Genomic DNA, 24406 nt, shown 5'->3' with positions numbered 1-24406 from the left:
GGCCGGGCGCAGATCAGGATCCAGATCGGCTGCCCTCTTGCGGCCTCCGCCGGGGCGACGCGTTCGGCCCAATGGTTCCTGACCCGAGTCCAGCTCCGCGACGCCCCGCGAGACGGTCCCCTCCCGCATCCCGGCCGCCTTCGCGACGACGCGTATGCCGCCGTGGCCCAGCGCGCGAGCTTCCGCGCCTGCCAGCAGCCGCCGCTGCCGCTCGTCCAGGTGCGGGAACAGCGCCTGGAACTTCACGGACAGCGAGTGCTGAGTCTCCACCGGTATGGCCATACCACACCAACGACGACCACGACGCGAAGCAGCGTCTTATTTCTCTGCAAAGCACTTAGCGGTTTGGTGATCAGGTCCAGGAGGCGGCCGGGTTCGGCGTGTCGCTTCCCGGGATGCTGGGAGCGTGGACGACGCTCGTCACGCCGCAAGGTCGTTCGTCCTCGCTGCGCTGCGGGCGCTGCACCTTGCCCCGCTCCTCGCGTCGTGCGGGTCGGCAACTGCCCCGGGAGCGGGCCGGGGAGGGGGGCGGCGGGTCGAGGGCGTAGTTGCCGGCGTGGGTGCGGGTGAGGAACCCGAGGCGGGTCCATTCGGCGAGTTGGGTGAGCATGTTGTGCTTGGGGATTTGCAGTTGCTCGGCGAGCTCGGTGCCGCTCCAGGCGCGGCGGGGGTCGCTGTCCAGCAGCGCGGTGACGCGGTCGCGGCGGGTCGGCGGCCGGGGAGCACGTGGCTGGCTCGGGGCGCGTCGGTGTCGAGGTCGGCGGGTCGGGTTCAAGGGTGGCGGGGTGTGCATGTGGATGTTTATCCCGGTGACGGCCGTGGGTGCGACGGGGCGGGCGTCGTCGCGGTTGAGGTAGCGCGAGGTCGCGCACTTGACCTTGCGGGCGCTGTAGCGGGCCCGGCGGGTGGGTAGCAGGGTGGTCAGCACGGCGCGGCCGATGGCTCCGAGCAGGTCGGTGGGCTGGTCGGTGTCGGGGCAGACCCCGGCGGCGGCGGCGACGTCGTAGGTGAAGTGCTCGCACAGGACGAGCGCGGGATCGGCGAGGATCCCCGCGCTCTCCAGCGCCGCCCGATAGCCGTGCAGGCGGGCCTGGTTGCAGCCCCGAGCCGGGCGGCCCGCCGACGTATCCGATGCGGCGGTGCCCGAGCCCGAGCAGGTGGCGGGTGGCCGTCATGCCGCCTGCGAAGTTCGTGGAGCCGACGCTGGTGACCTCCGCGCGGGGAAGGCTCATCGGGTCGAGGACCACGAGCGGCAGGCCGGTCGTGGCGAGGGCGTCGACCGGATACCCTGCGCCGCACGGCTCGTCGAGGAGCTGCTGCGGCGCCACGACTACGTGCCGCAGTCCGCACGCCGGCCCGGCGGCGCGGCCACGACGGTGGAGCTGCTCATCCACGGCGGGTTCGGCGCCTACGCGACCCAGGTGATCGAAGGGGTCGTGCACGCCGGCGCGGAGGTGGGTGCGTCGATCGTGGTCGGCCAGCTGGACGACGTCCGGCTCGCCGACGACCCGCCGCACGGCTGGGCCCGTCGCCTCGCGACCGGCGGGCGCGCCGGGGTCATCGTCGTGACCGCGAGCTCACCGGCGCCCAGCGGCGGCGGCGCGGTAGTCGTCGTCGGGGAGGCGGGCGCCGGGAAGACGGCCCTGCTGAGCCGGGCGGCAGCCGGAGCCAGCGGGTTCCGGATGCTGTGGGTCCACGGCGCGCGGTCGGAGTCCGTGCTGCCGTTCGCCGCGGCCGCCGACCTGCTGCTGCCGTTGCGCGAGCACTTCGGCCGGTTGCCCGTCGTCCAGCGGCACGCCCTCGAGGTCGTCCTCGCGCTGCGGTCGGGCCCGGTGCCCGCGCCGCTCGCCGCCTGCGCGGCCGGCCACCGGCTGCCCCGGGTGGACGTATGGCCGGCCCAGTTCGCCCGCTCCGCGGGCGGCAGCTACGCCTGGCACGGGGCGGAGGTCGAGCTGATCGGGACGCCGCGCCTGGTGGACGGGCAGCTCGTGCTGGCGGGCGAGCGCTGGGCCGACCCGATCGAGCTGGCTCCCCTCGACCCGCGCGCCAAGGTCCAGTGGGACGCGGCGCGCGGGACGCCGCAGCCGACCACGCAGGAGGAGGTGCGGCCATCGACGCGGTGCAGCCGGGCCGGGAGATCGTGGTGACCGGTCCGCTGACGGTCACCGACCGCGGCTACCGGCTCGGCGTGCGCCTCGTGCGGCCCGCGGGCGTCAGCGGGTGAGGTCCACCTCCCCGGCCACGGCGGCCGGCCGCTCGCAAGTGGTCGTCAGCTCGACCGACGCGCGGGTGTCGGCGGCCAGCTGCACGGACTCCATGATGTCCAGGACGTGCAGGGCGAGCTCGTCGCCCGCCCGGTGCGGCCGGTCCTCCGCCAGGGCGAGCGCGAGGTCGGCGAGGCCGCAGCCGCGCCCGGCGTCGACGTAGCCCGCCGTGCGGCCCACGTCCACCCAGCCCGCGTCGGGTGCTGCGGCGGAGTACAGCTCGACGGCGCCGGCGAAGTGGTTCGGGTCGGGCACCGACAGCGAGCCGCCCGTGCCGTGGACCTCGATGCGGGGCAGGTGGGCCGCCCAGACGTCGAAGCTCATGACCAGCGTGGACAGCGCGCCGGACGCGTGCTCGAGGATCCCGGTGACGGTGGAGTCGACGGCGACCTCGAAGGTGGTGCCCGCCCGCGGCCCCCGGCCGATGGTGCGGGTGGCGGACGGGCGCGAGGACGCACCGACCACCCGGGAGACCGGCCCGAGCAGGTGCACCAGCGACGTCAGGTAGTAGGGGCCCATGTCCAGCAGCGGGCCCCCGCCGGGCTGGTAGTAGAACTCGGGGTCGGGGTGCCAGCGCTCGTGGCCGGGCGTGGTCATGAACGCGGTGGCCGCGTGCGGGGTGCCGATCCGGCCCGCGTCGACGGCGGCGCGGGCGGTCTGCACGCCGGTGCCGAGCACCGTGTCCGGGGCGCAGCCGACCCGCAGCCCGGCGCCCGCCGCCGCCTTGACGACCTCCCGGCCCTCGGCGACCGACGTGGCGAGCGGCTTCTCCACGTACACGTGCTTGCCCGCGGCCAGCGCGGCGAGCGCCACGTCCGCGTGCGTGGTCGGCAGGGTGAGCACGAGCACGACGTCGACGTCCGCGGCCGCGAGCAGCTCCGGGAGCGCGAGCACCCGGGCCCCGGCGTGCTGCGCGGCGAGCGCGGCGGCGCGGTCGGCCTGCAGGTCGCAGACGGCCGTGACCCGCAGCTGCGGCAGCCGGGCGAGGCAGGCGGAGTACTGCGCGGAGATGTTGCCGGCGCCGACGATGCCGACCCTCAGCGGGCCGCCCACAGCAGCCCCCGCTCGATGATCGTGCTGACGTTCGGGTTCCGGATCACGTCCATGTCGTGGCCCGGGGTGCAGACGAACACGCGGCCCTTCCCCCAGTCCCGCGTCCAGATCGCGGGCGAGGTGACCGGCCAGTGCCACGGCTCCCACTCGTTCGCGGCCAGGGTGGTGGTGGCGAGCACGTGGTTGTAGGAGTCGGTGAGCACCCAGTACTGCTCGGTCACGAGGTCGAAGTCCTCGATCCCCTGGGTGACCGGGTGGTCCGCGGTGATCTCCACCCGGTACGGGATGAAGAAGTCCACCTGCTCGCCCCTGCGCTCCTCGGGCCGCTTCGGGGGGTGGCAGGCGAACTGCCCGCCGATGAGCTGGAGGTAGTCGCTCGAGTTGCGGTACGAGTCGGCGATGCCGCCGTGCCAGCCGGCCAGCCCGGTGCCGTTCGCGACGGCGCCCGTCAGCCCGGCCAGCTCGTCCTTCTCGATCGTGCTCATCGTCATGCACTGCACGATCAGGTCCACGCCGGCCATGTAGTCGGCGTCGGCGTACACCCGGGGCGAGTCCTCGACGCGGACGGCGAAGCCGTTGTCCTTCAGATGCGGGAGGAACTCGTCGGTGGCCTCGACGGGATGGTGTCCTTCCCAGCCGCCGCGCACCACCAGTGCTTGCCGTTCTGACACGGGGATCCCTTCACTTGGAGAAACCGGCGGTCATGCCGGCCAACAGGTGCCGCCGCCCGACCCCGTACAGCGCGAGGATCGGCAGCGTCGCGAGCACCACGGACGCGAGCACGGCGGGGACGTTGATCCCGTACTCGCCCTGGAAGGCCCACAGCGCGAGCGGGAGCACCCGCAGCTCCGGGCTCTGGGTGAGCACCAGCGGCAGCAGGAACGAGTTCCACACCTGCAGTCCCTGGTAGATCGACACCGTGATGAGCGCCGGCTGGGTCAGCGGGAACGCCAGCCGCCACATCGTGGCCCACTCGCTCGCCCCGTCCATCCGCATCGACTCGAACAGCTCGTTCGGCACGTCGCGGATGAAGTTGGCCAGGATCAGCACCGACAGCGGGATGGCGAACGCGATCGAGGGCAGGATCAACGCGAGGTGGCTGTCGTAGAGGCTCAGCCGAATGATGATCAGGTAGACCGGGATGATCACGGCCTGCAGCGGGAAGGCCAGCCCCATCAGGAAGATGGTGTTGCTGAACCGCAGGAACCGGCCGCGCCCGCCGCGGACGATCGCGAACGCCGCCATGAACGAGACCAGCACCGCGGGCACCGTCGCGCCGATGGTCACGATCACCGAGTTCGTGAAGTACATCAGGAAGTCGGCCTCGAGCACCGCCTGGTAGTTCTCCAGGGTCGGCGCGGCGGGCAGCATCGGGTTGCTCGTGTAGTAGGCCGACTGCGGCTTGAAGCTGGTGATGACGACCCAGTAGACCGGGACGATGATGATCGCGAACCACAGGAAACCCGCGACGCCCCCGAGGTAGTTGGGCCGCTCCGCGGTTGCCGCGCGCCGCCGCGGTGACTGCGCCCTCCCCGGAGCCGGGACGGATACCCCTGAGCATGCGTCGGCGGTGGCGCTGGTCGGTGCGGCCACGTCAGGCTCCTTCCAGCCGGCTCTCGTTGGCGTCCTTGCCGCCGAGGCGCTGGATGCCCATCGCGAGCAGCACCGCGACCACGACGATGATCAGCGCGATCACGCTCGCGGGTCCCATCATGTTGCCCCGGAACCCCCGCAGGTACATGTCGAGCGCCAGCACCCGGGTGGCGTCGCTCGGGCCCCCCAGGGTGAGCACGAAGATCAGGTCGAACAGCGTCATCGATCCGGCCACGATCAGCGTCGACGACGTGATCAACGTGTACTTCAGCTGCGGCAGGGTGATCGAGAAGAACTGGCGCATCCGCCCGGCGCCGTCGATCCGGGCCGCCTCGTACAGCGACGCCGGGATCTGGCGCACCGCGCCCTGGTAGATCAGCGAGTGGAAGGGGATGAACTGCCAGGACACGACGAAGACCACCGTGGCGATCGCGAGCACGGGGTCCCCCAGCCAGTTCTGCACCAGCAGCGGGATTCCCAGCGAGGCGCCGAGACCGAAGTTGGGGTCCAGCAGGGCCTTGTAGGTGATCGCGATCGCCGCCGAGCTCAGCAGCAGCGGGGTGAAGTACAGCACCGCGAGCACCGTGCGGTAGCGCTGCTGGCCCGCGATGAACACCCCGACGAGGATGCTCATCGGGGTCTGCACCAGCCAGGACAGCGCCATGATCAGGAACGTGACGCCGAGCGAGTGCACCAGGGCGGGATCGGTGAGCACCGACGCCCAGTTCTCGAACCCGATCGGCGTGATCTCGCCGATGCCGTTCCAGCTGGTGAAGCTCAGCAGGAGCACGCCGATCAGCGGGATGACCCCGAACGCCGTGAAGAACGCCAACGCCGGCAGCACGAGCCACGTGAGTGACCCGTGCTGCCGAGCGCTGACCGAACCGCTGGTCACGACGTGGGAACCGCGTTCATGTTGGCGGCGAACTGCTCCGGGGTGATCGACAGCGAGAACAGCTGCTCGATGTTGTTGAGCATCTCCTCCGCGGGGCCGGGCAGCAGCGCCTGGTCCCAGGAGTGCACCCACGACTGCGCCTGGGTGGCGGTGTCGTAGACGAACTGCTGGAACGGGGCGTCGGGCCCGGAGAACTTGCTGTCGACGCCGTTGACGATCGGCACGGCGCCGCTGGCGACCCACCCGTCGATGTCGGCATCGGTGAGCAGACCGTTGGCGAAGTAGTCCAGGGCGATGGCCTTCTGCTCCTCTGAGGCCTGGGAGGAGAGAGCCAGGAACGACGCCGGGTTGCCGACCCCGGTGCTCGGGTCACCCGTGCCGCCCTCGATCGCCGGGAACGGGATCCAGCCGAGCTTGCCGCTCGGCACGAAGTCGCCGCCCTCCTCCTTCATGGAGCCGTAGGTCCACGCGCCGTGCAGCATCATCGCGGCCCGGCCCTGGTGGAGCAGCGCCTGGTCGGCGTTGGCGTCGGCGGCGATCGACTGGAACCCGTTGACGAACCCGCCCGCCCGGACGAGGTCCTGCACCTTCGTCAGTCCGGCGATCGCGGCCGGGTGCGACCAGGCGTTCGGCTCGCCCGCCGCGATGGCGTCGAAGACCTCGGGGCCGCCCTGACGGTCGAACAGGAACTCCAGCCACATCATGTTCGTCCAGCGCGACTGCCCGGCGAGCGAGAACGGCGCGATCCCGGCGTTGTTGAACACCGGCGCGAGCGCCATCAGCTCGCCCCACGTGGTGGGCGGCTGCGCGCCGACCTGCTCGAACAGCTGCTTGTTGTAGAACATCACGATCGGCGACACCTGCTCGCACGGCACGGCGTAGATCCGCCCGTCGATCGTGGCCGCGGGGAAGGAGGTCTCGAAGCGCTTCGACTTGACCTCGGGGTTCTGGGCGAACCAGTCGGTGAGGTCGTCCACCTGGCCGTTGCGCACGTAGTCGCGCAGGCCACCGCCGCCCCAGGTCCAGATGACCGTGGGCGCCTGGTTCGCGCCGACGGCCGTGCGGATCCGGGTCTTGTACGCGTCGTTCTCGAAGAACGTGGCCGCGAGCTGCCCGTCGGGGTGCGCGGCGTTGAAGGCGTCGACCGACGCCTTGCGAAGGCCTTCCTGGGGCTGGCCGGTGAGGTACCAGATGCTCGCCTCCCCGGCGCGGGCCTGGCCGGGGCCGGCCGTCCCGCAGGCGGCCAGCGCGCTCGCACCGATCGGTGCGGCCATCGCCAGGGCCAGGAACGACCGTCGGGAAATCCGGTTCTGATCCACGTCGATCTCCGTTGCGCCAGGCCGCCTCACTGCGGCCGTTCCATCCGGACGAGCGAGCTGTCTCGAGACAGCCCGAAACTTTTCGAAACTGCAACGTGCGGACCGACCATAGTGAGAGCGCGTTCACAGCGTCAAGAGCCGGTCTTCCAGTGAATCCGTCTCGAAATCTTTCGATAGGTGCTTTCTGCAGTGGTGCTCGATGCTGGTCACCAGCCGCGACTCCCTCGCCGGCCTGGTCGCGAGGGAGGGCGCACTGCGCGTCCCCCTCGACCGCATGACGCCGACGAGGCGCACGGGCTGCTCCGCAGCCGGCTCGGCGACCGGGGCGGCGACGCCACGGCCGCGGCCCGCCTCGCGGAGCGGTGTGCGCGGCTGCCGCTGGCGCTGTGCATCGCCGCGAAACGCGTGGTCGAGCGCGGCGGCAGCATCGGCGAGCTGGACGCGGAGCTCGCCGAGTCGACCGGCTGATCGTGGCTTAGCTGGTCGCGGGCGGCGTACAGGGCGGTGGTGAAGCTGGCCCTGTCCGGGTCGGTGCCGGGGCGGGTCTCGACCGCGGTGGTCATCGCCATGCGCAGCAGTTGGTAGAGCGTCAGCAGCGCCCAGACTTCTTGTTCGAGCCCGGCTCGGTCCCCGGAACGCAGCATGTGCCCGTGCAGCATCGTGTGGCGCAGCGCGAGGTAGGCCGACTCGATCTCCCAGCGTTCGTGGTAGAGCCGGATTAACGCGTCGGCGGGGAACCGGTCGGCGTCGAGCAACGTGGTGATCAGCCGGTAGCGGTCGGCGACCGCGGTGCCGTCCGCGCCGCTCATCTGTAGGTCGGCCTCGATGATCCGCACCGCCAACCCGTCGAGGTTCGACAGGTAGGAGCCGTCGGGCAGATGACGCAGCACCGGTGGGACGCGCTGGGAACGTCCCCGAGCGAGCAGCATCGCCCCGGTGCGGTGCACGGCGGTCAGGAACGCGGCGGAGTCGAAGCCCCGATCCAGCAGCACCAGCATGCCCGGCTCGAGCAGCGGCAGCAGCCGCCGCGCCAGGGTGGCCTTTCGCGGTCATCGGCGGCGCCGATCGTGGCGCCGAGCAGACCGCGGGTGCCGGTCTCGGCCAGACACATCAGCCGCAGCGCGGGGTAGCCGGCAAACCCCATCCGGTAGCGGATGCGGCCCATCCATGAGCGGTTGCGGTCGGTGTCGGGCACCTTGAGCGAGTTGAGGCCGTCGAAGGCGACCGTGCGCATCCCGGCGAAGCAGGTCCCCCGGGGTGCGGGGCTGGGCCAGCGGTCCGGCGACCACCTCGAACAGCGCCTTGAGCGGGGGCGATCCCAACCTGCGCCGCAGGTCACGCAGCGCCTTCTCCGACACCACAGGCACCGCCAAGCCGGCGCCGGTCAGCCCGGCGCACAGCTTGGCCCACACCCGGGCGTAGCCGATCTGGAGGAACAATCCGAGGGCGAGCACGAAGTACACCCCCGTCCGCGAGGGCAGCTCACGCAATCTGCGCTGCACGGTGCGGGTCTGGGCGAGCACGTCGTCGACCAGCTCGAAGGGTAGGTAGCGGGTCAACTCGCCGAGATGGCCAGGGGCGAACACACCGGCCGCGACGGTGACCGTCCGGGTGACCGTCCGGGTGATCGTCGTCGTGCCGACCGTGCTCGTCGGGCTGGCGGTGCTGCGGGCAGCAGGGGACGGCGTGTCAGACTGCGCGGGCAACGGGACCTCTGGGTGTGTCGGGAAGATCGTGAAGGGTCCGACCGACCTACCAGAGGTCCCGTCGCCTACCTGATCACCACGCCGTGATCACCACCAGCGATCGCCCGCTGACATGCATGAGCGGCCCGAACGCGACCGGCTGACCTCCCCCGGCCCGGGGAACGCCCCTACCCCCGAGCAGCGCGAACACTCCACGCTGCCGCTCGCTCGACGTGATCGAAGATCACTTAACTCCGTGGCATTGCTGCTGGATCGGTCCAGTGCGACATCAGCGCCTTGATCAGCGGGTTTCCCGGCCCCGGTGTCGGCCGGGGCTCAGGCCGGCATCTTCGCCTTGGTGGCGTAGATCGCCGCGATGTCGTTCGCGTACGTGGTCGCCACCACCGCCCGCTTCACCTTCAGGGTGGGCGTCATCTCCCCGCCTGCCTCGGTGAAGTCGACCGGCAGGATCCGGAACTCGCGGATCTGCTCGGCCCGCGACACGGCCTTGTTCGCCTCGGCGACCGCCGCCTCGACCTCGGCGCGCAGGTCGGGGTCGTCCACCAGGTCGGCGACGCCGTCGCCCGCCTGCTTGCCGTTGCGCTCGCGCCAGCCGGGCAGCGCCTCGGCGTCGATCGTCACGAGCGCGCCGATGAACGGCCGACCGTCGCCGACCACCATGCACTGGCTGATCAGCGGGTGGGCGCGCAGCCGGTCCTCCAGCACCGCCGGGGCGACGTTCTTGCCGCCCGCGGTGACGATGATCTCCTTCTTCCGACCCGTGATGGTGAGGAAGCCGGCGTCGTCGAGCTCGCCGATGTCGCCGCTGTGGAACCAGCCGTCCTCGATCGCCTCGGCGGTCGCGGACTCGTTCTTCCAGTACCGCTGGAACACCAGGGGCCCGGAGAGCAGGATCTCGCCGTCGTCGGCGATGCGGACCGCGTGCCCGGGCATCGGCCGCCCGACCGACCCGACGTGCTGGGCGCTCAGGGTGTTGACCGTGATGCCGGCCGAGGTCTCGGTGAGCCCGTAGCCCTCGAGGATCGGCAGGCCGACGCCGCGGAAGAAGTGCCCGAGCCGCTCCCCGAGCGGCGCGCTGCCGGACACGGCCGCCACGACCTGCCCGCCGACGGCGGCGCGAAGCTTGCCGTACACGAGCTTGTCGAACAGCGCGTGCTTGAGCTTGAGACCGAGACCCGGGCCGCCGGTGTCCTGCGCGCGGCTCCACGCGATCGCGGTGTCGGCAGCGGCGTCGAAGATCTTGCCCTTGCCGCCGTCGTGGGCGCGCTGGCGGGCGCTGTTGTAGACCTTCTCGAACACCCTTGGCACGGCCAGCAGGAACGTGGGCCGGAACGAGGCGAGGTCCGGCAGCAGGTCGGCGACGTTCGGCGTGTGCCCGACGATCGTGCGGCTGTAGAGGGCGCCGCACTGGATCGCCTTGCCGAACACGTGGGCGAGCGGCAGGAACAGCAGCAGCGAGCCGTTGGCGCTGAGCAGCTCCGGGAACACCTCGGCCGCGGCCTTCGCCTCGGTGAGCAGGTTGCGGTGGGTGAGCTCGCAGCCCTTCGGCCTGCCGGTGGTGCCCGAGGTGTAGATCAGGCTGGCGAGGTCGTCGGCCCGAACGGCCCGCCGGCGGCTGTGCACCTCGTCGGCGGACGTGTCCGCCCCCGCCTCCGTGAGCTGGGCGACCGCGCCGGGCGCGTCGGCCGACGGCTCGATCTGCCAGACGTGCCGCAGCGCCGGTAGCTCGCCCGCCACCTCGTCGACCAGCGCCTTGTGCTGCGGCGCCTCGACGACGATCCCGACCGCCTCCGAGTCGGACAGGATCCACTGGATCTGCTCGGCCGAGGACGTCTCGTAGATCGGGACCGTGACCCCGCCGACGGCGAGGATCGCGTAGTCCAGCAGCGTCCACTCGTACCGGGTGCGCGACAGCAGCCCGACCCGGTCGCCCACGCCGATGCCTGCCGCGATCAGCCCGCGGGCCGCGGTGGCGACCTCCTCCGCGAACTGCGCCGCGGTGATGTCGGACCAGGACCCGTCGACGCGACGGCGGCGGTAGAGGACCGCCGTGGCGTGGTGCTCGGCGTTGTCGAAGACCGCGTCGATGAGATTCTCCTCGTCACCGATGCGGAACGTTGCGGGGACGCTGTACTCGCGCACGGTCGTGACCTCCTGGCCGGCACTGGCGGTGGTTGCGGGCAACTTACCTCGCAGTAGCCGTCGGGGGCAGGGCCGATCGACGTCCGGTTCGTCCGACCCGGCAGGCTGGCGCCATGCCGTCGGTGGACGTGGTGGACGAGACGTTCCTCGCCGTGGCACCGGACGTGGTGGCCGCGGAGTTCGCGGACGCCACGCGGTGGCCCCGGCTCTGGCCCGACCTCCGCCTGGAGGTCATGGCCGACCGCGGTCTCGAGGGCTTCCGGTGGACCGTACAGGGCGCGCTCGTCGGCAGCATGGAGGTCTGGCTCGAGCCCGTGCTGGACGGGACGCTGCTGCACTACTTCCTCCGCGCCGACCCGGTGGGCCCGGACGGGCGGCCGGCCCCGGCGCCCGGCCGGAAGGGCGCGGTGGAGAGCGGCAGGCGGCAGCGGGCGGCGAAGGCCCTCGCGCTCGCGATGAAGGACCGGCTGGAGGCGGGTCGGGCCCCGGGAGAGCCGCCCGCGTAGCGTGCGGGGCCGTGCGCGTGCACGTGGTCGCCGACGTGCACGGCGACGCCGAGGCCCTGGCCCGGGCGGGCGACGGCGCCGACGCCCTGCTGGTGCTCGGCGACCTCGTCGACTACATCGACTACCGCGACCCCACCGGCGGGATCCTCGGACGCGTGCTCGGCCCGGAGGTCAGCACGACCTTCGCCCGGCTGCGCACCGCGGGTGCCCGCGACGAGCTGATCGCCTTCATCCGGGACGCCTGGTCGCGCGTCCACGACGCGGCGGCGGTCGTCGAGGGCGCGGTGCGTGAGCAATACGCGCGGCTGTTCGGGGCGATGAGCGCGCCCACCTGGGCGATTCCGGGCAACGTCGACGTCCCGCGGCTCTGGCCGGAGTTCGCACGGCCGGGCCTCTGCATGGCCGACGGCCGGGTCGAGACGATCGGCGGACTGCGTTTCGGCTTCGTCGGCGGCGCCCCGCTGCCGCCGACGCAGGAGGTCCGGCGGAGCGGGCCGTGGACCCCGCACCTGCTGCCGGCCGAGGAGTACACGACCGCGGTGGCGGCGCTCGGGCCCGTGGACGTGCTGTGCAGCCACGTGCCGCCCGCCGTGCCCGACCTCGCCTTCGACGTCGTGACCCGCCGGGCGGAGGCGGCCTCGTCCGCGCTGCTGGACGTCGTCCGGCGGGACCGGCCCCGCGCCGCCCTCTTCGGCCACGTCCACCAGCCGCTCGCCCAGCGCGTGCGCGTGGACCGCACCGAGTGCGTCAACGTCGGGTACTTCCGTGGGACCGGCGCTCCCTACGTGCTGCGCTGGTAACCGGCCGGGAAACGGCAGGAAAGCCACGTTCCTGACGTTCAATGACAGGAACGTGGCTTTCCTGACGGCGCGACCGGCAGGCGACCCTTCGGTAACCTCCCCGCCATGGCCGACGCGACGACCTCCTCGATCACCATCGCCGCCCCGCCGGAGCGCGTGATGGCGGTGATCGCCGACTTCCCGGCCTACCCCGAGTGGGCCGAGCAGGTGAAGAGCGTCGAGGTGCTGGAGAGCGACGGCGACGGGCGCGCCGAGCGGGTGCGGTTCACGATGGACGCCGGACCCATCAAGGACTCCTACACCCTGGACTACACCTGGGCCCCGAACGGGATGGCCGTCAGCTGGACGCTGGTGAAGGGCCAGATGCAGAAGGCCCAGAACGGCTCCTACGAGCTCGTCGGCACGGACGGGGAGACGACCGTGACCTACAGCCTCGCCGTCGACCTGAACATCCCGATGATCGGCATGCTCCGCCGCAAGGCCGAGAAGGTGATCATCGACACCGCGCTCAAGGGGCTCAAGCGCCGCGTCGAGAGCGCCCCATGACCACCCGCGGCTGATCCCGCAGTTAGTCTCCGCCCGTGCGCGTCGTCCTGTTCACCGGCAAGGGAGGCGTCGGGAAGACGACTCTCGCCGCGGCCACCGCGGCCCTCCTCGCACGGTCCGGTCGCAAGACCCTCGTGGTCTCCACCGACCCGGCGCACTCGCTGGGGGACGCGCTGGAGGCCGCCCTCGGGTCCGAGCCGGTGGAGATCCCCGTCGAGGGCGGTGGGGGTCTCTTCGCCGCGCACGTCGACACCCGCGCGCTGCTGGACCGCTCGTGGGGCAGGCTCCAGGGCCACCTGCGCACGTTGCTGGCCGGTGCGGGCGTCGACGAGCTGGTCGCCGACGAGCTGACGGTGCTGCCCGGCGTCGAGGAGCTGCTCGCGCTCGGCGAGGTGCGGCGGGTCGCGGAGACGGGCCCGTGGGAGGTGGTCGTCGTCGACTGCGGTCCCACCGCCGAGACGCTGCGCCTGCTCGGCCTGCCGGAGGCGCTCTCGGGCTACCTCGAGCGGCTGTTCCCCGCGCATCGGCGCGCGGTGCGCGGCCTGCTCGCAGGGCTCTCGGGCGCCGGCCGGGACGCGCAGCCGGCGTGGGACCGCACGGTCGACGCGCTCGACGCGCTCGCCGAGCAGCTCGGTGGGCTGCGGGCGATGCTCGCCGACCACACCCGCACCTCGATCCGCGTGGTGCTCACCCCCGAGCGCGTGGTGGCGGCCGAGACCCGACGTACCCTCACCGCGCTGGCGCTGCACGGCCTGCGCGTCGACGGGCTGGTGGCCAACCGGGTGCTGCCCACGGCCCCGCCGTCCCTGCGCGGGCCGGCCGGGCGCTGGCTGCGGGAGCGGCACGCCGAGCAGCAGACGGTGCTCTCCGAGCTGGCGGCGCTCCCGTCGCCGCTGCGCACCGCCGACCACGCCGCGGCCGAACCCACCGGCGTCCCGGCGCTGCTGGAGATCGCGCGGTCGCTCTACGGCGACGCCGACCCCGTCGCCGCGGCCGGCGCCCCGGCCGAACCGCTGCTGCAGGTGCGCCGCACCGCGGGCACGGGCACCTCGATCGAGTCGGAGTTCGAACTCGTGCTGCACCTTCCCGGCGCGGCCGACGGGCCGCTCGACCTCGCCCGCGTGGGCGACGAGCTGGCCGTCACCGCGGGCGGGACCCGCCGGATCGTCGCGCTCCCGTCGGTGCTGTGCCGGTGCACGGTCACCGGCGCCCGGCTGCGCGGCGACGACCTCTGCGTCGCGTTCGCGCCCGACCCGGCGCTGTGGCTGCGATGACCGCGACGACCGAGGGCTGCGGCGGGCACGCCGGGGTCAGCGCAGAATTGCGCGCGCTCGCCCTGACCGCGCTCGACCGGCTCGAGCCCGTCCTCGACCGGGTGCGCAGCGAGCCCGCCACGGCCGCCGCGGAGACGTGCGCGGTGTGCCTCGTGTGTGCGGTGATCGCCGCTGTGCGCGGCGAGCGGCCGGAGCTGGCCGTCCGGCTGGCCGAGCAGGCCGCCGGGCTCGTCACCGTGCTCCGGGCCGCGCTGGAGGAGGGCGGGCCCGCGCCGTCGGACGGGCCGTCGGATGCGCAGCCCACGGCGCCGCCCCGTCCGGGCAGACGTGTGCAGCGCATCAGGATCGACCGCGAGCAGGCCGCCCGGTGAGGCGCGCAGGGACGCAGCCGGCCGGCACGGGCGACGGGTGGCCATGGCACGCCCACTGCTGACCGTCGGCGTGGACGTCGGCGGCACGAGCGTCCGGGCCGGCGTCGTCGACGCCGAGGGCAACGTCCACGACACCGCCCGCACCCCGACGCCCCGCGGCGAGGCCGCGCTCGAGGCCGCGCTCGCCGGCGTGATCGGCGAGCTGGCGGCCCGGCACCGCGTCGGCGCCGTGGGGCTCGCGCTGGCCGGGTTCGTCACCCCCGACCGGCGCGGCGTGCGCTTCGCCCCGCACCTGGCCTGGCGCGACGCCCCGGTGGCCGACCGGATCGCCGACCGGATCGGGCTGCCGGTCGTCGTCGAGCACGACGCCAACGCCGCCGCGCTGGCCGAGCGGCACTTCGGTGCGGCGTCCGGCGCCTCGCAGGTGGTGTTCGTCGCGCTGGGAACCGGGATCGGCTCGGCGCTGCTCATCGACGGAGTGCTCTACCGGGGCGCGTTCGGCGTGGCACCGGAGCTCGGGCACCTGCGCGTCGTGCCCGAGGGGCGCCCCTGCCCGTGCGGCAAGAGCGGCTGCTGGGAGCGGTACTGCAGCGGCACGGCGCTCGCCACCACCGCCGTCGAGATGCTGGCGCGCGACCCCGGGCACTCACCGGTGCTGCGCAGGCTCGTGGCGGGTGACCCGGGCCGGGTGACGGGCCAGCGCGTCGCCGCCGCCGCCCGCGACGGCGACCCGGTCGCCTGCGCCGCCATGGCCGAGCTCGCCCGCTGGCTGGGGGAGGGGCTCGCGCTGGTGGCCGACGTCTTCGACCCCGAGCTCATCGTGATCGGCGGCGGGGTCTCGGAGTCGGCGCCGCTGTTCCTCGACGAGGCGCGCGAGCACTACGCCGCCACGGTGACCGGCGGGAACCGCCGTCAGCTCGCCCGCATCCGCACGGCCCAGCTGGGGGAGGCCGCCGCGGTGGTCGGGGCGGCGCAGCTCGCCCGCGACGAACACCTCCGTTGAGCCGGCCGGGGGCGGGGCGCGCGTGTCAGCAAGGTGGCCTTGCTGCCGTCCAGTGGCAGCATTGTCACCTTGCTGGCGCTCGCGCAGCCAGCCCTCGGCCAGCCGGTCGCCCCGTCCCCCTGGGGCTGGCGTCAGAGGACGGCGCCGTCGTCGTCGCCCCGGTCGTCGTCGGACGGTGGGTCCGGCCACAGCCGCAGCACGAGCCAGCCGAGCCCCGAGGCGAGCCCGAGCAGCCCGAGCGGCAGCCCGTACGGCTCGGGGATGCCCACCCAGCCGGGCGCCACGACGAGCACCAGGCCGAGCCCGAGCAGGACCAGCCCCACGATCGCCGGGGGCCCGAGGCGCGGCAGCGGCGGCGGCTCCGGTGGGATGAAGTGGTCGTCCTCGGGCGTGGGCTGCGTGACGGGGCCGGGTGCGGCCTCGGCGGGCGCGACGCGCTGCTCCACGTCGTCGGGCCACTGCGGGACCTCGCCCTCGCGGCGCCACCCGGCGACGATGGCCTCGAACTCGTCGGGGGCCGGGCCGCCCTCGGGCTGCGCACGCTCGTCGGGGTCGCGGTTCACCCAACCTCCTGAAGGTGCGGTCCGCGGCCGGCAACCGGCGCGGGGACGGGGCGCCGTGGCACGGAGATCGAAACTCGGCGGAACCCCATCCTGACACGCCCGCGGCGGGAAGAGGAGCAGGAAGCGGGGCCGGTCGGCGGACGGGTCACCCCGCCGTGTTGTCGGCGCGTCGGCACCGTCCGTAGGCTGACGCCCGTCGAGCCGGAGGGGGCACGCCCAGGTGCTGTACTGGTGGTCCAAGTTCGTGCTCCTCGGTCCGCTGCTCCGGTTGTACTGCCGGCCGACGATCGAGGGCCTGGAGCACGTCCCGGAACGGGGCGGCGCCATCCTGGCGAGCAACCACCTCGCCGTCGCCGACTCCTTCTTCCTCCCCCTGCTCGTGCGGCGGCGCATCACGTTCCTGGCCAAGCGCGAGTACTTCACCCAGCCCGGCATCGTGGGTTGGTTCAAGAAGATCTTCTTCTCCGGTGTCGGCCAGGTGCCGATCGACCGCTCCGGCGGCTCGGCGGCGCAGGCCGCGATGAACACGGCGGTGCGGTTGCTCCGGGAGGGCCAGCTGCTCGGGATCTACCCGGAGGGCACCCGCTCGCCGGACGGCAGGCTCTACAAGGGCAAGACCGGCGTGGCCCGGATGGCGCTCGAGGCGGACGTCCCCGTCATCCCGGTCGCGATGATCGGCACGGGGGCGGTCAACCCGATCGGGTCCCGGATGTGGCGGCCGCGCAAGGTCCACATCAAGATCGGCACGCCGCTGGACTTCTCGCGGTACGCCGGGATGGCGGGCGACCGGTTCATCGAGCGCTCGATGACCGACGAGATCATGTACGCGCTGATGGAACTGTCCGGCCAGACCTACGTGGACCTGTACGCCGCGTCGGTCAAGGAGCGGGCCGCGAAGGCGGACGCGGAGGGCGCCGCCCGGGAGGCGAGCCGGATGCCCGGCACCCGGGCGAGCTGAGCGGCCCGTCACGCGATCGAGGTGAGCTGCGTCCCCGTTCTCGTTGCGACATGTAATAGCGGGCCCCGGCGACGCGATGATCCGATGTGGTTCGACGGAACGAGCTCCCCGCCGACGATTCGCCCACCACGGTCGTCCCCCCGGTGTCGCCGCGCTCGGCGCGGCGCGCCCTGGTCCGCAGGTACCTGCCGTGGGGGGTGTTCGCGCTGGTGGCCGTGGTCGTCATCGGCGCCACCACCGCGTGGTCGGCGTCGCTGCGCGGCCCCGAGGAGCCCCTCCTGACCGGAGCGCAGCCGAACCTCGCCACCCCGCCGTCGCTGCCGCCGATCTCCTCGGCGCCCGCCGCCCCCAAGGCGGAGCCGGAGCCGGTCGAGCCTGCGGCCGAGCCGAGCGAGCCCGACGTCACGCGGGCGCCACGGCGGGAGGAACGGGCGCCGGAGGACCCGGCCGCGGCACCGCCGCCGCCCGCCGATGTCGTCGCCCCGCCGGTCGTCCCGCCGCCCGCGCCGGGACCCACGGAGACCACCCCGGTGACCGAGGAGCCGGAGTGCACCGGGCTGTTCGCGGACTGCGAGGAGCCGGCGGACGAGCAGGCGACGGACGGGCAGGGGATGGGCGGGCAGCCGAACGACGCGACGACCACTCCCGATCGGATGGATCAGGACGACGTCGAGGAGAGGAACCAGGACGAGGTGGCGGACGCGGACGGCAGCGGACCGGCCGGCACGGGCAGCGCCGAGCGGGCGGGCTCCGGCGCCCCGACGGGCGAGCAGACGACCGGCTGATCACCCCGGCTGCCCTGCCGGACGGCTGGCGTCATCACTCCCGCGGTCGTACAGCCAGCGGCGCCTCACCGCGCGCCCCTGGTGCGACGCTGGTGGCGCCGCGCGCCGTAGCGGGCTCGCCACCAGCGCAGCCACCACGCGAGGTCGGAGCGGTCCCGCCAGCGCGGCGTCCGGGTCATTGGTGGCGACCGGGTCTGGTGGCGGTGGTGGCGGCGGCGTTGTGGATGCTGCACGGCCAGGCGTGGCGGCCGGTTTGGGCGCCGCTCGAGCAGACGCGACAGTGCCCGGTGCCGTCGTCGACGTGCCGGGCGAGGAGCCGGTCGGCCCGGCAGGTCTCGGCGCTGATGAACTCGACCAGCTCAGCGGCGAGTGGCTCTGCGATCACGCGGTGACCGTGCCGCCGTCAGGCTCGAACGTGTTGCCGTGGTGACGACCCTTCCGCCCGGCCTGCCCTTACACGGGGAGGCCGGCGCGGAAGGCCATGCCGCGCAGCTCGCGGCCGACGGCGTCGCGGTGGGCCTTGCTCACGAGCTCGGCGAGGGTCTCTCGGACGAACGGGTGTCGCTGCACCCGGGCAGGTGAGATCAGCTCGGCCCGACGGAGCGCGTGCGAAGCGTCGGCGGCGCGGCCGCGCAGATGGGCCAGGGCTCGGCCGTAGTCCGCCCAGTACGCGGCCTGCCGCTGCGGGGACGGGATCAGCGCTGGGTCGAGCGTCTCGGCGACGGTCGCGGCCTGCGCGTGGTCGCCGGCCTCGAGAGCGACCGCCATCCGCCACACCCCGACGTTCGTCGGGCCGAAGCCGAACCACCACGCGTTCGCCTCACCGGTGCGCGCCGCGAGCTCGGCGGCCTCGTCGAGCGCAGCCGCGGCCTCGGGCGGCTCCCGACGGGCGGCCGCAAGCAGCGACGAGGTGAACGTCAGCATTCCGGCCAGTTGCATCCCCCGCACGTCCGCGGTCGAGGTGGCGGTCCTAGCGGTGTCGAGTTGGTGGGCGGCAAGGTCGAACGCGCCGGCGGCGAGCAGACCGTGCCCGGTGCCGAATGCGGCGAGGCCGAGCAGCTGGGGGTCGTCGACGCGTTGCGCCTCCTGCTGCGCGATGGTGGCGGTCTGCCACCCGAGGTCGAGCGGCCCGCCGACGTCGCGCAGCCAGGCCTGGGTGCCCTGGACGTGCAGCAGCACGGCGAGCTCGGCGATCCCAGGTCCGTCTCGGCCGGTGGCCAGGGTGGCGTGCAGGTCACAGATCAGGCCGGGTAGGGCGGCGCCGACCGTGTCGTGTCGGCACGCCTGCTGGTCGTCGAGCAGCTCGGCGACGCGGGTGCGCAGCACATTGGGCGGAACCGGCTCGCCGGACGGGGCGCCCATGCCGACGCTGAGCAGCGCGAGCCGGACCCGGTCCACTGCCGGGCCGATCCCGGGCTCGCTGACGGCGGGCATCGCGATCTCGGTCAGTTCGGTTGGTGCGACCTCGAGGGCGGCGGCGAGGGCGACGATCAGTGACCGCCGGTCCAGGGCTCGTTGCCCGGACTCGAGCCGCGAGAGGTGCGACTTCGAGATGCCGGCCAGGTCCGCTATGACCTGCTGCGACTTCCCGCGCGAGCGGCGGATCACGCGCAGCTGGCGGCCGATGGTGCGGTTGTCCCCGGGCGGCGCACGACGTTCGTCCATGTCCGAGACCTCACTCTCGGGCCACACGCCCTCGGAGCTGCCGGGCTCGCGGGGCATTCACGTTCTGCAACTCACGGTACAGCGCGGCAGAGCGCGCAGCGTGAACGTCTGGTGACAGCGAACGGGCCGGTCGCATGACGCCGGCCGGGCCTGTTCGTGTTGCGCGGGTACGCGGGTCGGGTCGTTGACGGCCGTGAAAGGCACCTTCACAGCGCACCTCCAGGCCGACCGCGCGGGCGGCGGGGACCCCCGAGCGCAAGGGGCTGTACGCGCTCCGGTACTTCTACGCCTCGGCGCTGATTCGTCACGGCGAGTCGGTCAAGGTGCCGCAGCGGCGGTTGGGGCACTCGTCCGCGGCCGTCACGCTCGACATCTACGCTCACCCCTGGCCAGACAGCGACAGCCGGACCAGGGACGCCGTCGAGGTCGCGCTTACGGCTCCTGCGGACCAGGCGCGGACCGGCGAGGCGCGACATGGCAGCTGACCAGCACGAACAGGACGGGTATGCGGTTCTTCTACGACTGCGAGTTCATCGAGGACGGGACGACGATCGACCTCGTGTCGATCGGCGTGGTCGGAGAGGACGGCCGCGAGTTCTACGCCGTGTCCACCGAGTTCGACCCGGAGCGGGCCGGGCCGTGGGTGCGCGCGAACGTGCTGCCGAAGCTGCCCTCGCCCGCGGATGCGGCCTGGCGCAGCCGTCGGCAGCTGCGCACCGACCTGCTGGCGTTCCTCACCGAGGCCCCGGGCGATGTCGAGCTGTGGGCCTGGATCGCGGCGTACGACCACGTCGCGCTGTGCCAGCTCTGGGGCGCGATGCCGGCGCTGCCGCGGCCGATCCCGCGGTTCACCCGTGAGCTGCGGCAGCGGTGGGAGGACGCCGGGCGGCCCCCGCTCCCGCCGCCCACGGCCGACGCGCACGACGCGCTCGCCGACGCCCGGCTGAACCTGCGTCGCTGGGAGGCGATCGAGGCGGCCGTCGCGGCGCGGTAGCGGTGGCGCAGGCCGTCAGCCGAGAATGCTCACGCCGCCCGGGCCGACGAGCAGGCCGACGATGATGAGCACCGCGCCCCACAGCAGTTGCTTGCGCACGATCGCGAAGATGCCGGCGACGACCAGTACGACGGCGAGGATCCACAGCAGCGTTGTCATGATCGGTGAGTGCCCGAAACCGTCCCCTGTGGAATCGGGCCATCCGGGTGATCGCTGCGGCCGTCCGGCCGCATTCCGGGCGGCGGCCGCCGGTGGCGGAACCCACGGATCGCCCCTGGTCGGCACGGCCTACTCTTGGACACTGTGAACTGGACGGTCGACGCCCCGGTCGAAGTGCTGCCCGAGCTGCCCCCGCTCCCGGGGAACCTGCGCGCCCGCCTCGACGACGCGCTCGGCCGCCCGGCCGCGCAGCAGCCGGAGTGGCCGGACGCCGGTGAGGTCGCCCACGTCCGCACGGTGCTGGAGAGCGTGCCTCCGGTCACGCTCCCGCCGGAGGTCGACCGCCTGCAGCAGCGGCTCGCCGCCGTCGCCCGCGGCGAGGCCTTCCTGCTGCAGGGCGGCGACTGCGCCGAGACGTTCGTCGACAACACCGAGCCGCACCTGCGGGCCACGATCCGCACGCTGCTGCAGATGGCGATCGTGCTGACCTACGGCGCGTCCCTGCCCGTGGTCAAGGTCGGGCGGATCGCGGGGCAGTACGCGAAGCCGCGCAGCTCGCCCGTCGACGCGCTCGGGCTGCCGTCCTACCGCGGCGACATCGTCAACTCGATCGTGGCCGACCCGGCCGCGCGGGTGCCCGACCCGTCCCGCATGGTGCGCGCCTACGCCAACGCCAGCGCGGCGATGAACCTCGTGCGGGCGCTCACGGCCACGGGCATGGCCGACCTCACGATGGTCCACGACTGGAACAAGGACTTCGTCCGCACCTCGCCCGCGGGGGAGCGCTTCGAGACGATCGCCTCGGAGATCGAGCGGGCGCTGCGGTTCATGGACGCGTGCGGGGTGGACGACCACAACCTGCACAGCGTCGAGTTCTACGCCAGCCACGAGGCGCTGCTGCTGGACTACGAGCGCGCGCTGCTGCGGCTGGACGTCCGCGACGAGTCGACGCCGAAGCTCTACGACCTGTCGGCGCACTTCCTGTGGATCGGGGAGCGCACCCGCCAGCTCGACGGCGCGCACGTGGCGTTCGCCGAGCTGCTGGCCAACCCGATCGGGCTCAAGATCGGCCCGACCACCACCCCGGAGCAGGCCGTCGAGTACGTCGAGCGGCTCGACCCGCACGGCACGCCGGGCCGGCTCACGCTGGTCAGCCGGATGGGCAACGGCAAGGTCCGCGACGCGCTGCCGCCCATCGTGGAGAAGGTCGAGGCGTCCGGGCACAAGGTCATCTGGCAGTGCGACCCGATGCACGGCAACACCGTCGAGTCCACCACCGGGTACAAGACGCGCCACTTCGACCGCATCGTCGACGAGGTGCAGGGCTTCTTCGAGGTGCACCGCGCGCTGGGCTCGCACCCGGGCGGTATCCACGTCGAGGTCACCGGCGAGGACGTCACCGAGTGCCTCGGCGGGGCCCAGGAGATCTCCGATGCCGACCTGGCCGGCCGCTACGAGACCGCCTGCGACCCGCGCCTGAACACCCAGCAGTCCCTCGAGCTGGCGTTCCTCATCGCGGAGATGTTGCGCGGCTGAGTGGACACGGCGGCCGCAGACATCCGCGGATCCGGGGTCAGAGGGTGTCGAGCGTGATCGTGGTGCCCTCGTCCACCAGCGATCCCGGGCCCGGCTCCTGCCCGACGACGCGCCCGTTCTCGCGGTGGAACGGGAAACCGCTCTGCTCCTCGGCGTCCAGGCCGAGGTCGTCGAGCATCTCCTCGGCGTCCTCGAACCGTTCGCCGATCAGCAGCGGCACGCGCACCCGCTCGGGCTCCGGTTCGTGGCCCCGGCTCACCACGAGCGTGACGGGTCCGCCCACGGGGAGCGCCGTGCCCGCGTCCGGTTCGGTGCGGATGACGGCCCCCTCGGGCACGCTGTCGCTGTACTCGTCGGCCGCCGTGGCACGCACTGGCGTGAGCCCCGCGTCGCGGACGGCCTGCTCGGCGGCGGCGATGGTGGTGCCCGACGTCACCGTGGGCACCGTCGGCCGGCCGGACGACACGGTGAGCTGCACCGTGCTGCCTCGCAACAGCCGCGCGTCGGGCGCCGGGTCGGTGGCGGCCACGAGCCCGGCGGCGAGCGCGTCGTCGTGGGCGGTGGCGACGCTGGCCACCAGGTCGGCCTCCGCGAGCAGCTGCTGAGCCGCGCTCTGCTCGAGCCCGACGAGCGCCGGCATCGCCGTCCAGCGCCCGGTGCCCAGCCACCACGTGGACACCCCGACCGCCAGCGCGAGCGCCAGGATCACGGCGATCCAGACGGCGAACACGCGCCGGCCGCGCCGCCGGGCCCGCACGTGCGCGGGCGGCTCGTCGTCGGGCCGGGCCATCGCCCGGGTGCCACCGGGGCCGTCGAGCGGCGCCGGGTGCACCGCGGTGCCGCCCAGCCTCGCCGGCACGCGCTGTGGACCGGCGGGCAGCGTGTCCTGCTCCTCCTCCGGCCGGGCGGGAGGCACGGGGACAGGCACCCGCGGCACCTCGAGCCGGGCCGCGACGCGCCGCAGGTCGGCCAGCAACGCCGCGGCGTCCGCCGGCCGGACGGCCGGGTCGCGGCGGGTGGCGCGCACGACGACGTCGTCGAGCTCCGGCGGCACGTCGCCCGCGATCAGCGACGGCGCCGGGACGTCGGAGTTCACGTGCCGGTACGCCACCGAGATCGCGGTGTCGCCGGTGTAGGGCGGCGCGCCCGTGAGCAACTCGTAGAGCACCACCCCGGCGGCGTAGACATCGCTGCGCGCGTCCGCCGTACCCGTGGCCACCTGCTCGGGGGACAGGTACGCGACCGTCCCGAGGATCATCCCCGCGTGGCTCGAGCCCGCCTGCGCGGCGGCCGTGACCAGCCCGAAGTCTGCGACCTTGACCTCGCCAGTGCGGCTGATGAGGACGTTTTCCGGCTTGACGTCGCGATGCACCATCCCGAGCCGGTGGGCCTCGGCGAGCCCGGAGAGCACCTGCTCCATCACGGCGATCGCAGCCGGGACGCCGAGCGGGCCGCGGGCCCGCAGCACGTCGCGCAGCGTGCCCCCGTCGACGAGCTCCATCACGAGGAACAGGACGGGCCCGTCGACGCCCGAGTCGTCGCCCTGGTCGTGCACGTCGACCACCGCGGGATGGTCGATCCGGGCCGCCGAGCGCGCCTCGCGCTCGAAGCGGGCCCGGAACGCCGGGTCGGCGGCGAGGCGGGGCTCCATCACCTTGATCGCGACGGGGCGGTCGAGCCGGGTGTCGGTGCCCCGGTAGACGGTGGACATGCCGCCGCGGGCGAGCACCGGCCCGACCTGGTAGCGCGCGTCGAGCAGCGCGGCCGGCGGGGCGTTCACGGCGACGACGGTACCGCCCGGACGGGAACGTGCCGGACGTGCCGTTCCTGTGGCATCGTATCGCCCCGTGAACGAGGTGTTCGTGCTGTCAGAGGACGTGGCGACCCTGCCCGTCGCGGAGGTCGCCCAGCTGCTGTCGCTCCCGGTCTCCCGGGTGCACCAACTGGTGCGCGACGGCCAGCTGTTGTCGTTCCGGCGGGACGGCGGGGTGGTCGTCCCGGCCGAGTTCTTCGTCGACAGCGAGATCGTCAAGGGGCTGTCCGGGACCATCACCGTGCTCCGAGACGGCGGCTACTCCGATCCGGACATCCTCCGCTGGCTGTTCGCCGAGGACGACTCCCTGCCGGGCACGCCGCTGGACTCGCTGCGGGCGGGCCGCCACCGCGAGGTCAAGCGCCGCGCCCAGGCCATGGCGTTCTGACGGGCGACTCGCCCGCCGTTTCCGGGCGACTCGCGCGTCGTTTTCGGGCGACTCGCGGGGTATCCGCGAGTCG

General features: G+C 73.3%; 26 protein-coding genes and 2 pseudogenes. 12 read left to right on the top strand and 16 right to left on the bottom strand.

Annotated elements, in window-relative coordinates; genetic code table 11:
- Positions 1–282 (bottom strand): annotated as a pseudogene (locus tag KME75_RS23850) (ISAzo13 family transposase); the annotation flags it as partial.
- A 70-nt stretch (positions 283–352) separates the two neighbouring features.
- Positions 353–928, bottom strand: coding sequence for a hypothetical protein (locus KME75_RS23845; protein WP_219417102.1), 576 nt, complete (start codon positions 926–928; stop codon positions 353–355).
- Positions 929–1139: 211 nt separating this feature from the next.
- On the opposite strand from KME75_RS23845, the gene KME75_RS23840 reads away from it, so the two are divergent.
- Complete coding sequence (locus tag KME75_RS23840; protein WP_219417101.1) at positions 1140–2147, top strand: type 1 periplasmic-binding domain-containing protein; 1008 nt, start codon at positions 1140–1142, stop codon at positions 2145–2147.
- A 66-nt stretch (positions 2148–2213) separates the two neighbouring features.
- On the opposite strand, the gene KME75_RS23835 is transcribed toward KME75_RS23840, so the two are convergent.
- The 9 genes and pseudogenes from KME75_RS23835 to KME75_RS23800 form a co-directional block, all read right to left on the bottom strand.
- Positions 2214–3317, bottom strand: a complete 1104-nt coding sequence (locus KME75_RS23835; RefSeq protein WP_219417100.1) for a Gfo/Idh/MocA family protein — start codon at positions 3315–3317, stop codon at positions 2214–2216.
- Positions 3302–3988: a ThuA domain-containing protein gene (locus tag KME75_RS23830; protein WP_219417099.1), complete on the bottom strand. Its 687-nt coding sequence runs from the start codon at positions 3986–3988 to the stop codon at positions 3302–3304. The genes KME75_RS23835 and KME75_RS23830 overlap by 16 nt, the downstream gene beginning before the upstream one ends.
- A gap of 10 nt (positions 3989–3998) precedes the next feature.
- Entirely contained in the window at positions 3999–4775 is a 777-nt protein-coding gene (locus tag KME75_RS23825; protein ID WP_246632712.1) for a carbohydrate ABC transporter permease, read from the bottom strand.
- 136 nt (positions 4776–4911) lie between these two features.
- A complete protein-coding gene (locus KME75_RS23820; protein ID WP_219417097.1) occupies positions 4912–5805 on the bottom strand; it encodes a carbohydrate ABC transporter permease in 894 nt (297 codons plus the stop codon).
- Positions 5802–7124, bottom strand: coding sequence for an ABC transporter substrate-binding protein (locus KME75_RS23815; protein ID WP_219417096.1), 1323 nt, complete (start codon positions 7122–7124; stop codon positions 5802–5804). The genes KME75_RS23820 and KME75_RS23815 overlap by 4 nt, the downstream gene beginning before the upstream one ends.
- A 206-nt stretch (positions 7125–7330) precedes the next feature.
- The gene (locus KME75_RS23810; RefSeq protein ID WP_219417095.1) at positions 7331–8122 is read right to left on the bottom strand and encodes a transposase; all 792 of its coding nucleotides are present in this window, start codon (positions 8120–8122) and stop codon (positions 7331–7333) included.
- Complete coding sequence (locus KME75_RS43560) at positions 8077–8358, bottom strand: hypothetical protein (RefSeq protein ID WP_246632703.1); 282 nt, start codon at positions 8356–8358, stop codon at positions 8077–8079. The genes KME75_RS23810 and KME75_RS43560 overlap by 46 nt, the downstream gene beginning before the upstream one ends.
- A gap of 67 nt (positions 8359–8425) precedes the next feature.
- A pseudogene (locus tag KME75_RS46900) lies at positions 8426–8710 on the bottom strand (transposase domain-containing protein); the annotation flags it as partial.
- A gap of 435 nt (positions 8711–9145) precedes the next feature.
- The gene (locus KME75_RS23800; protein WP_219417093.1) at positions 9146–10972 is read right to left on the bottom strand and encodes an AMP-dependent synthetase/ligase; all 1827 of its coding nucleotides are present in this window, start codon (positions 10970–10972) and stop codon (positions 9146–9148) included.
- A gap of 113 nt (positions 10973–11085) precedes the next feature.
- Between KME75_RS23800 and KME75_RS23795 the strand changes: the two genes are divergently transcribed.
- The 6 genes from KME75_RS23795 to KME75_RS23770 all read left to right on the top strand — a co-directional run bounded on the left by KME75_RS23795 (position 11086) and on the right by KME75_RS23770 (position 15472).
- Positions 11086–11478 carry a polyketide cyclase / dehydrase and lipid transport gene (locus tag KME75_RS23795; RefSeq protein WP_219417092.1) on the top strand — a complete coding sequence of 131 codons (393 nt, stop codon included), beginning with the start codon at positions 11086–11088 and terminating at the stop codon, positions 11476–11478.
- An 11-nt stretch (positions 11479–11489) separates the two neighbouring features.
- Entirely contained in the window at positions 11490–12278 is a 789-nt protein-coding gene (locus KME75_RS23790) for a metallophosphoesterase family protein (protein ID WP_219417091.1), read from the top strand.
- A 105-nt stretch (positions 12279–12383) separates the two neighbouring features.
- On the top strand, positions 12384–12824 hold the full coding sequence (locus tag KME75_RS23785; RefSeq protein WP_219417090.1) for an SRPBCC family protein: 441 nt from the start codon (positions 12384–12386) through the stop codon (positions 12822–12824).
- A 35-nt stretch (positions 12825–12859) separates the two neighbouring features.
- On the top strand, positions 12860–14098 hold the full coding sequence (locus tag KME75_RS23780) for an ArsA family ATPase (protein ID WP_219417089.1): 1239 nt from the start codon (positions 12860–12862) through the stop codon (positions 14096–14098).
- Positions 14095–14469, top strand: coding sequence for a hypothetical protein (locus KME75_RS23775; RefSeq protein WP_219417088.1), 375 nt, complete (start codon positions 14095–14097; stop codon positions 14467–14469). Before KME75_RS23780 ends, KME75_RS23775 begins: the two co-directional genes overlap by 4 nt.
- Before the next feature lie 43 nt (positions 14470–14512).
- Complete coding sequence (locus KME75_RS23770) at positions 14513–15472, top strand: ROK family glucokinase (RefSeq protein WP_246632702.1); 960 nt, start codon at positions 14513–14515, stop codon at positions 15470–15472.
- A 131-nt stretch (positions 15473–15603) separates the two neighbouring features.
- Here the strand turns inward: KME75_RS23770 and KME75_RS23765 are convergent, their stop codons facing one another.
- Complete coding sequence (locus KME75_RS23765) at positions 15604–16035, bottom strand: hypothetical protein (protein ID WP_219417087.1); 432 nt, start codon at positions 16033–16035, stop codon at positions 15604–15606.
- Positions 16036–16255: 220 nt separating this feature from the next.
- Here KME75_RS23765 and KME75_RS23760 point away from each other — a divergent pair, with 220 nt between their 5' ends.
- A complete protein-coding gene (locus KME75_RS23760) occupies positions 16256–16993 on the top strand; it encodes a lysophospholipid acyltransferase family protein (RefSeq protein ID WP_219417086.1) in 738 nt (245 codons plus the stop codon).
- Positions 16994–17079: 86 nt separating this feature from the next.
- Entirely contained in the window at positions 17080–17778 is a 699-nt protein-coding gene (locus KME75_RS23755) for a hypothetical protein (RefSeq protein ID WP_219417085.1), read from the top strand.
- Positions 17779–17953: 175 nt separating this feature from the next.
- Here KME75_RS23755 and KME75_RS23750 read toward each other — a convergent pair whose 3' ends face one another.
- Together KME75_RS23750 and KME75_RS23745 are read right to left on the bottom strand one after the other, a co-directional pair.
- The gene (locus tag KME75_RS23750) at positions 17954–18163 is read right to left on the bottom strand and encodes a hypothetical protein (protein ID WP_219417084.1); all 210 of its coding nucleotides are present in this window, start codon (positions 18161–18163) and stop codon (positions 17954–17956) included.
- Between the two features lie 68 nt (positions 18164–18231).
- Complete coding sequence (locus KME75_RS23745; RefSeq protein ID WP_219417083.1) at positions 18232–19443, bottom strand: helix-turn-helix domain-containing protein; 1212 nt, start codon at positions 19441–19443, stop codon at positions 18232–18234.
- Between the two features lie 505 nt (positions 19444–19948).
- Here KME75_RS23745 and KME75_RS23740 point away from each other — a divergent pair.
- The gene (locus tag KME75_RS23740; protein WP_219417082.1) at positions 19949–20437 is read left to right on the top strand and encodes a polyadenylate-specific 3'-exoribonuclease AS; all 489 of its coding nucleotides are present in this window, start codon (positions 19949–19951) and stop codon (positions 20435–20437) included.
- Between the two features lie 15 nt (positions 20438–20452).
- Here the strand turns inward: KME75_RS23740 and KME75_RS23735 are convergent, their stop codons facing one another.
- On the bottom strand, positions 20453–20596 hold the full coding sequence (locus tag KME75_RS23735) for a GPGG-motif small membrane protein (protein WP_219417081.1): 144 nt from the start codon (positions 20594–20596) through the stop codon (positions 20453–20455).
- A gap of 144 nt (positions 20597–20740) precedes the next feature.
- Here KME75_RS23735 and KME75_RS23730 point away from each other — a divergent pair, with 144 nt between their 5' ends.
- A complete protein-coding gene (locus KME75_RS23730) occupies positions 20741–22132 on the top strand; it encodes a class II 3-deoxy-7-phosphoheptulonate synthase (protein ID WP_219417080.1) in 1392 nt (463 codons plus the stop codon).
- A gap of 37 nt (positions 22133–22169) precedes the next feature.
- On the opposite strand, the gene pknB is transcribed toward KME75_RS23730, so the two are convergent.
- Positions 22170–23912, bottom strand: a complete 1743-nt coding sequence (gene pknB / locus KME75_RS23725) for a Stk1 family PASTA domain-containing Ser/Thr kinase (protein WP_308283022.1) — start codon at positions 23910–23912, stop codon at positions 22170–22172.
- A gap of 67 nt (positions 23913–23979) precedes the next feature.
- Here pknB and KME75_RS23720 point away from each other — a divergent pair, with 67 nt between their 5' ends.
- Complete coding sequence (locus tag KME75_RS23720; RefSeq protein ID WP_308283020.1) at positions 23980–24333, top strand: Rv2175c family DNA-binding protein; 354 nt, start codon at positions 23980–23982, stop codon at positions 24331–24333.
- Positions 24334–24406 lie beyond the last annotated feature (73 nt).

This window comes from Pseudonocardia nigra (genome assembly GCF_019396355.1).
GTDB classification, from domain to species: domain Bacteria; phylum Actinomycetota; class Actinomycetes; order Mycobacteriales; family Pseudonocardiaceae; genus Pseudonocardia; species Pseudonocardia nigra.
The sequence above is the reverse complement of the archived record's forward strand: the minus strand, read 5'-3'. Positions and strand labels throughout refer to the sequence as shown.

Coding starts and splice junctions, on each gene's coding strand:
- KME75_RS23810 (WP_219417095.1), bottom strand. CDS start 8,122: ATGCTGGTGCTGCTGGATCGGGGCTTCGACTCCGCCGCGTTCCTGACC.
- KME75_RS43560 (WP_246632703.1), bottom strand. CDS start 8,358: ATGCGCACGGTCGCCTTCGACGGCCTCAACTCGCTCAAGGTGCCCGAC.
- KME75_RS23795 (WP_219417092.1), top strand. CDS start 11,086: ATGCCGTCGGTGGACGTGGTGGACGAGACGTTCCTCGCCGTGGCACCG.
- KME75_RS23785 (WP_219417090.1), top strand. CDS start 12,384: ATGGCCGACGCGACGACCTCCTCGATCACCATCGCCGCCCCGCCGGAG.
- KME75_RS23775 (WP_219417088.1), top strand. CDS start 14,095: ATGACCGCGACGACCGAGGGCTGCGGCGGGCACGCCGGGGTCAGCGCA.
- KME75_RS23770 (WP_246632702.1), top strand. CDS start 14,513: ATGGCACGCCCACTGCTGACCGTCGGCGTGGACGTCGGCGGCACGAGC.
- KME75_RS23745 (WP_219417083.1), bottom strand. CDS start 19,443: ATGGACGAACGTCGTGCGCCGCCCGGGGACAACCGCACCATCGGCCGC.
- KME75_RS23740 (WP_219417082.1), top strand. CDS start 19,949: ATGCGGTTCTTCTACGACTGCGAGTTCATCGAGGACGGGACGACGATC.
- KME75_RS23735 (WP_219417081.1), bottom strand. CDS start 20,596: ATGACAACGCTGCTGTGGATCCTCGCCGTCGTACTGGTCGTCGCCGGC.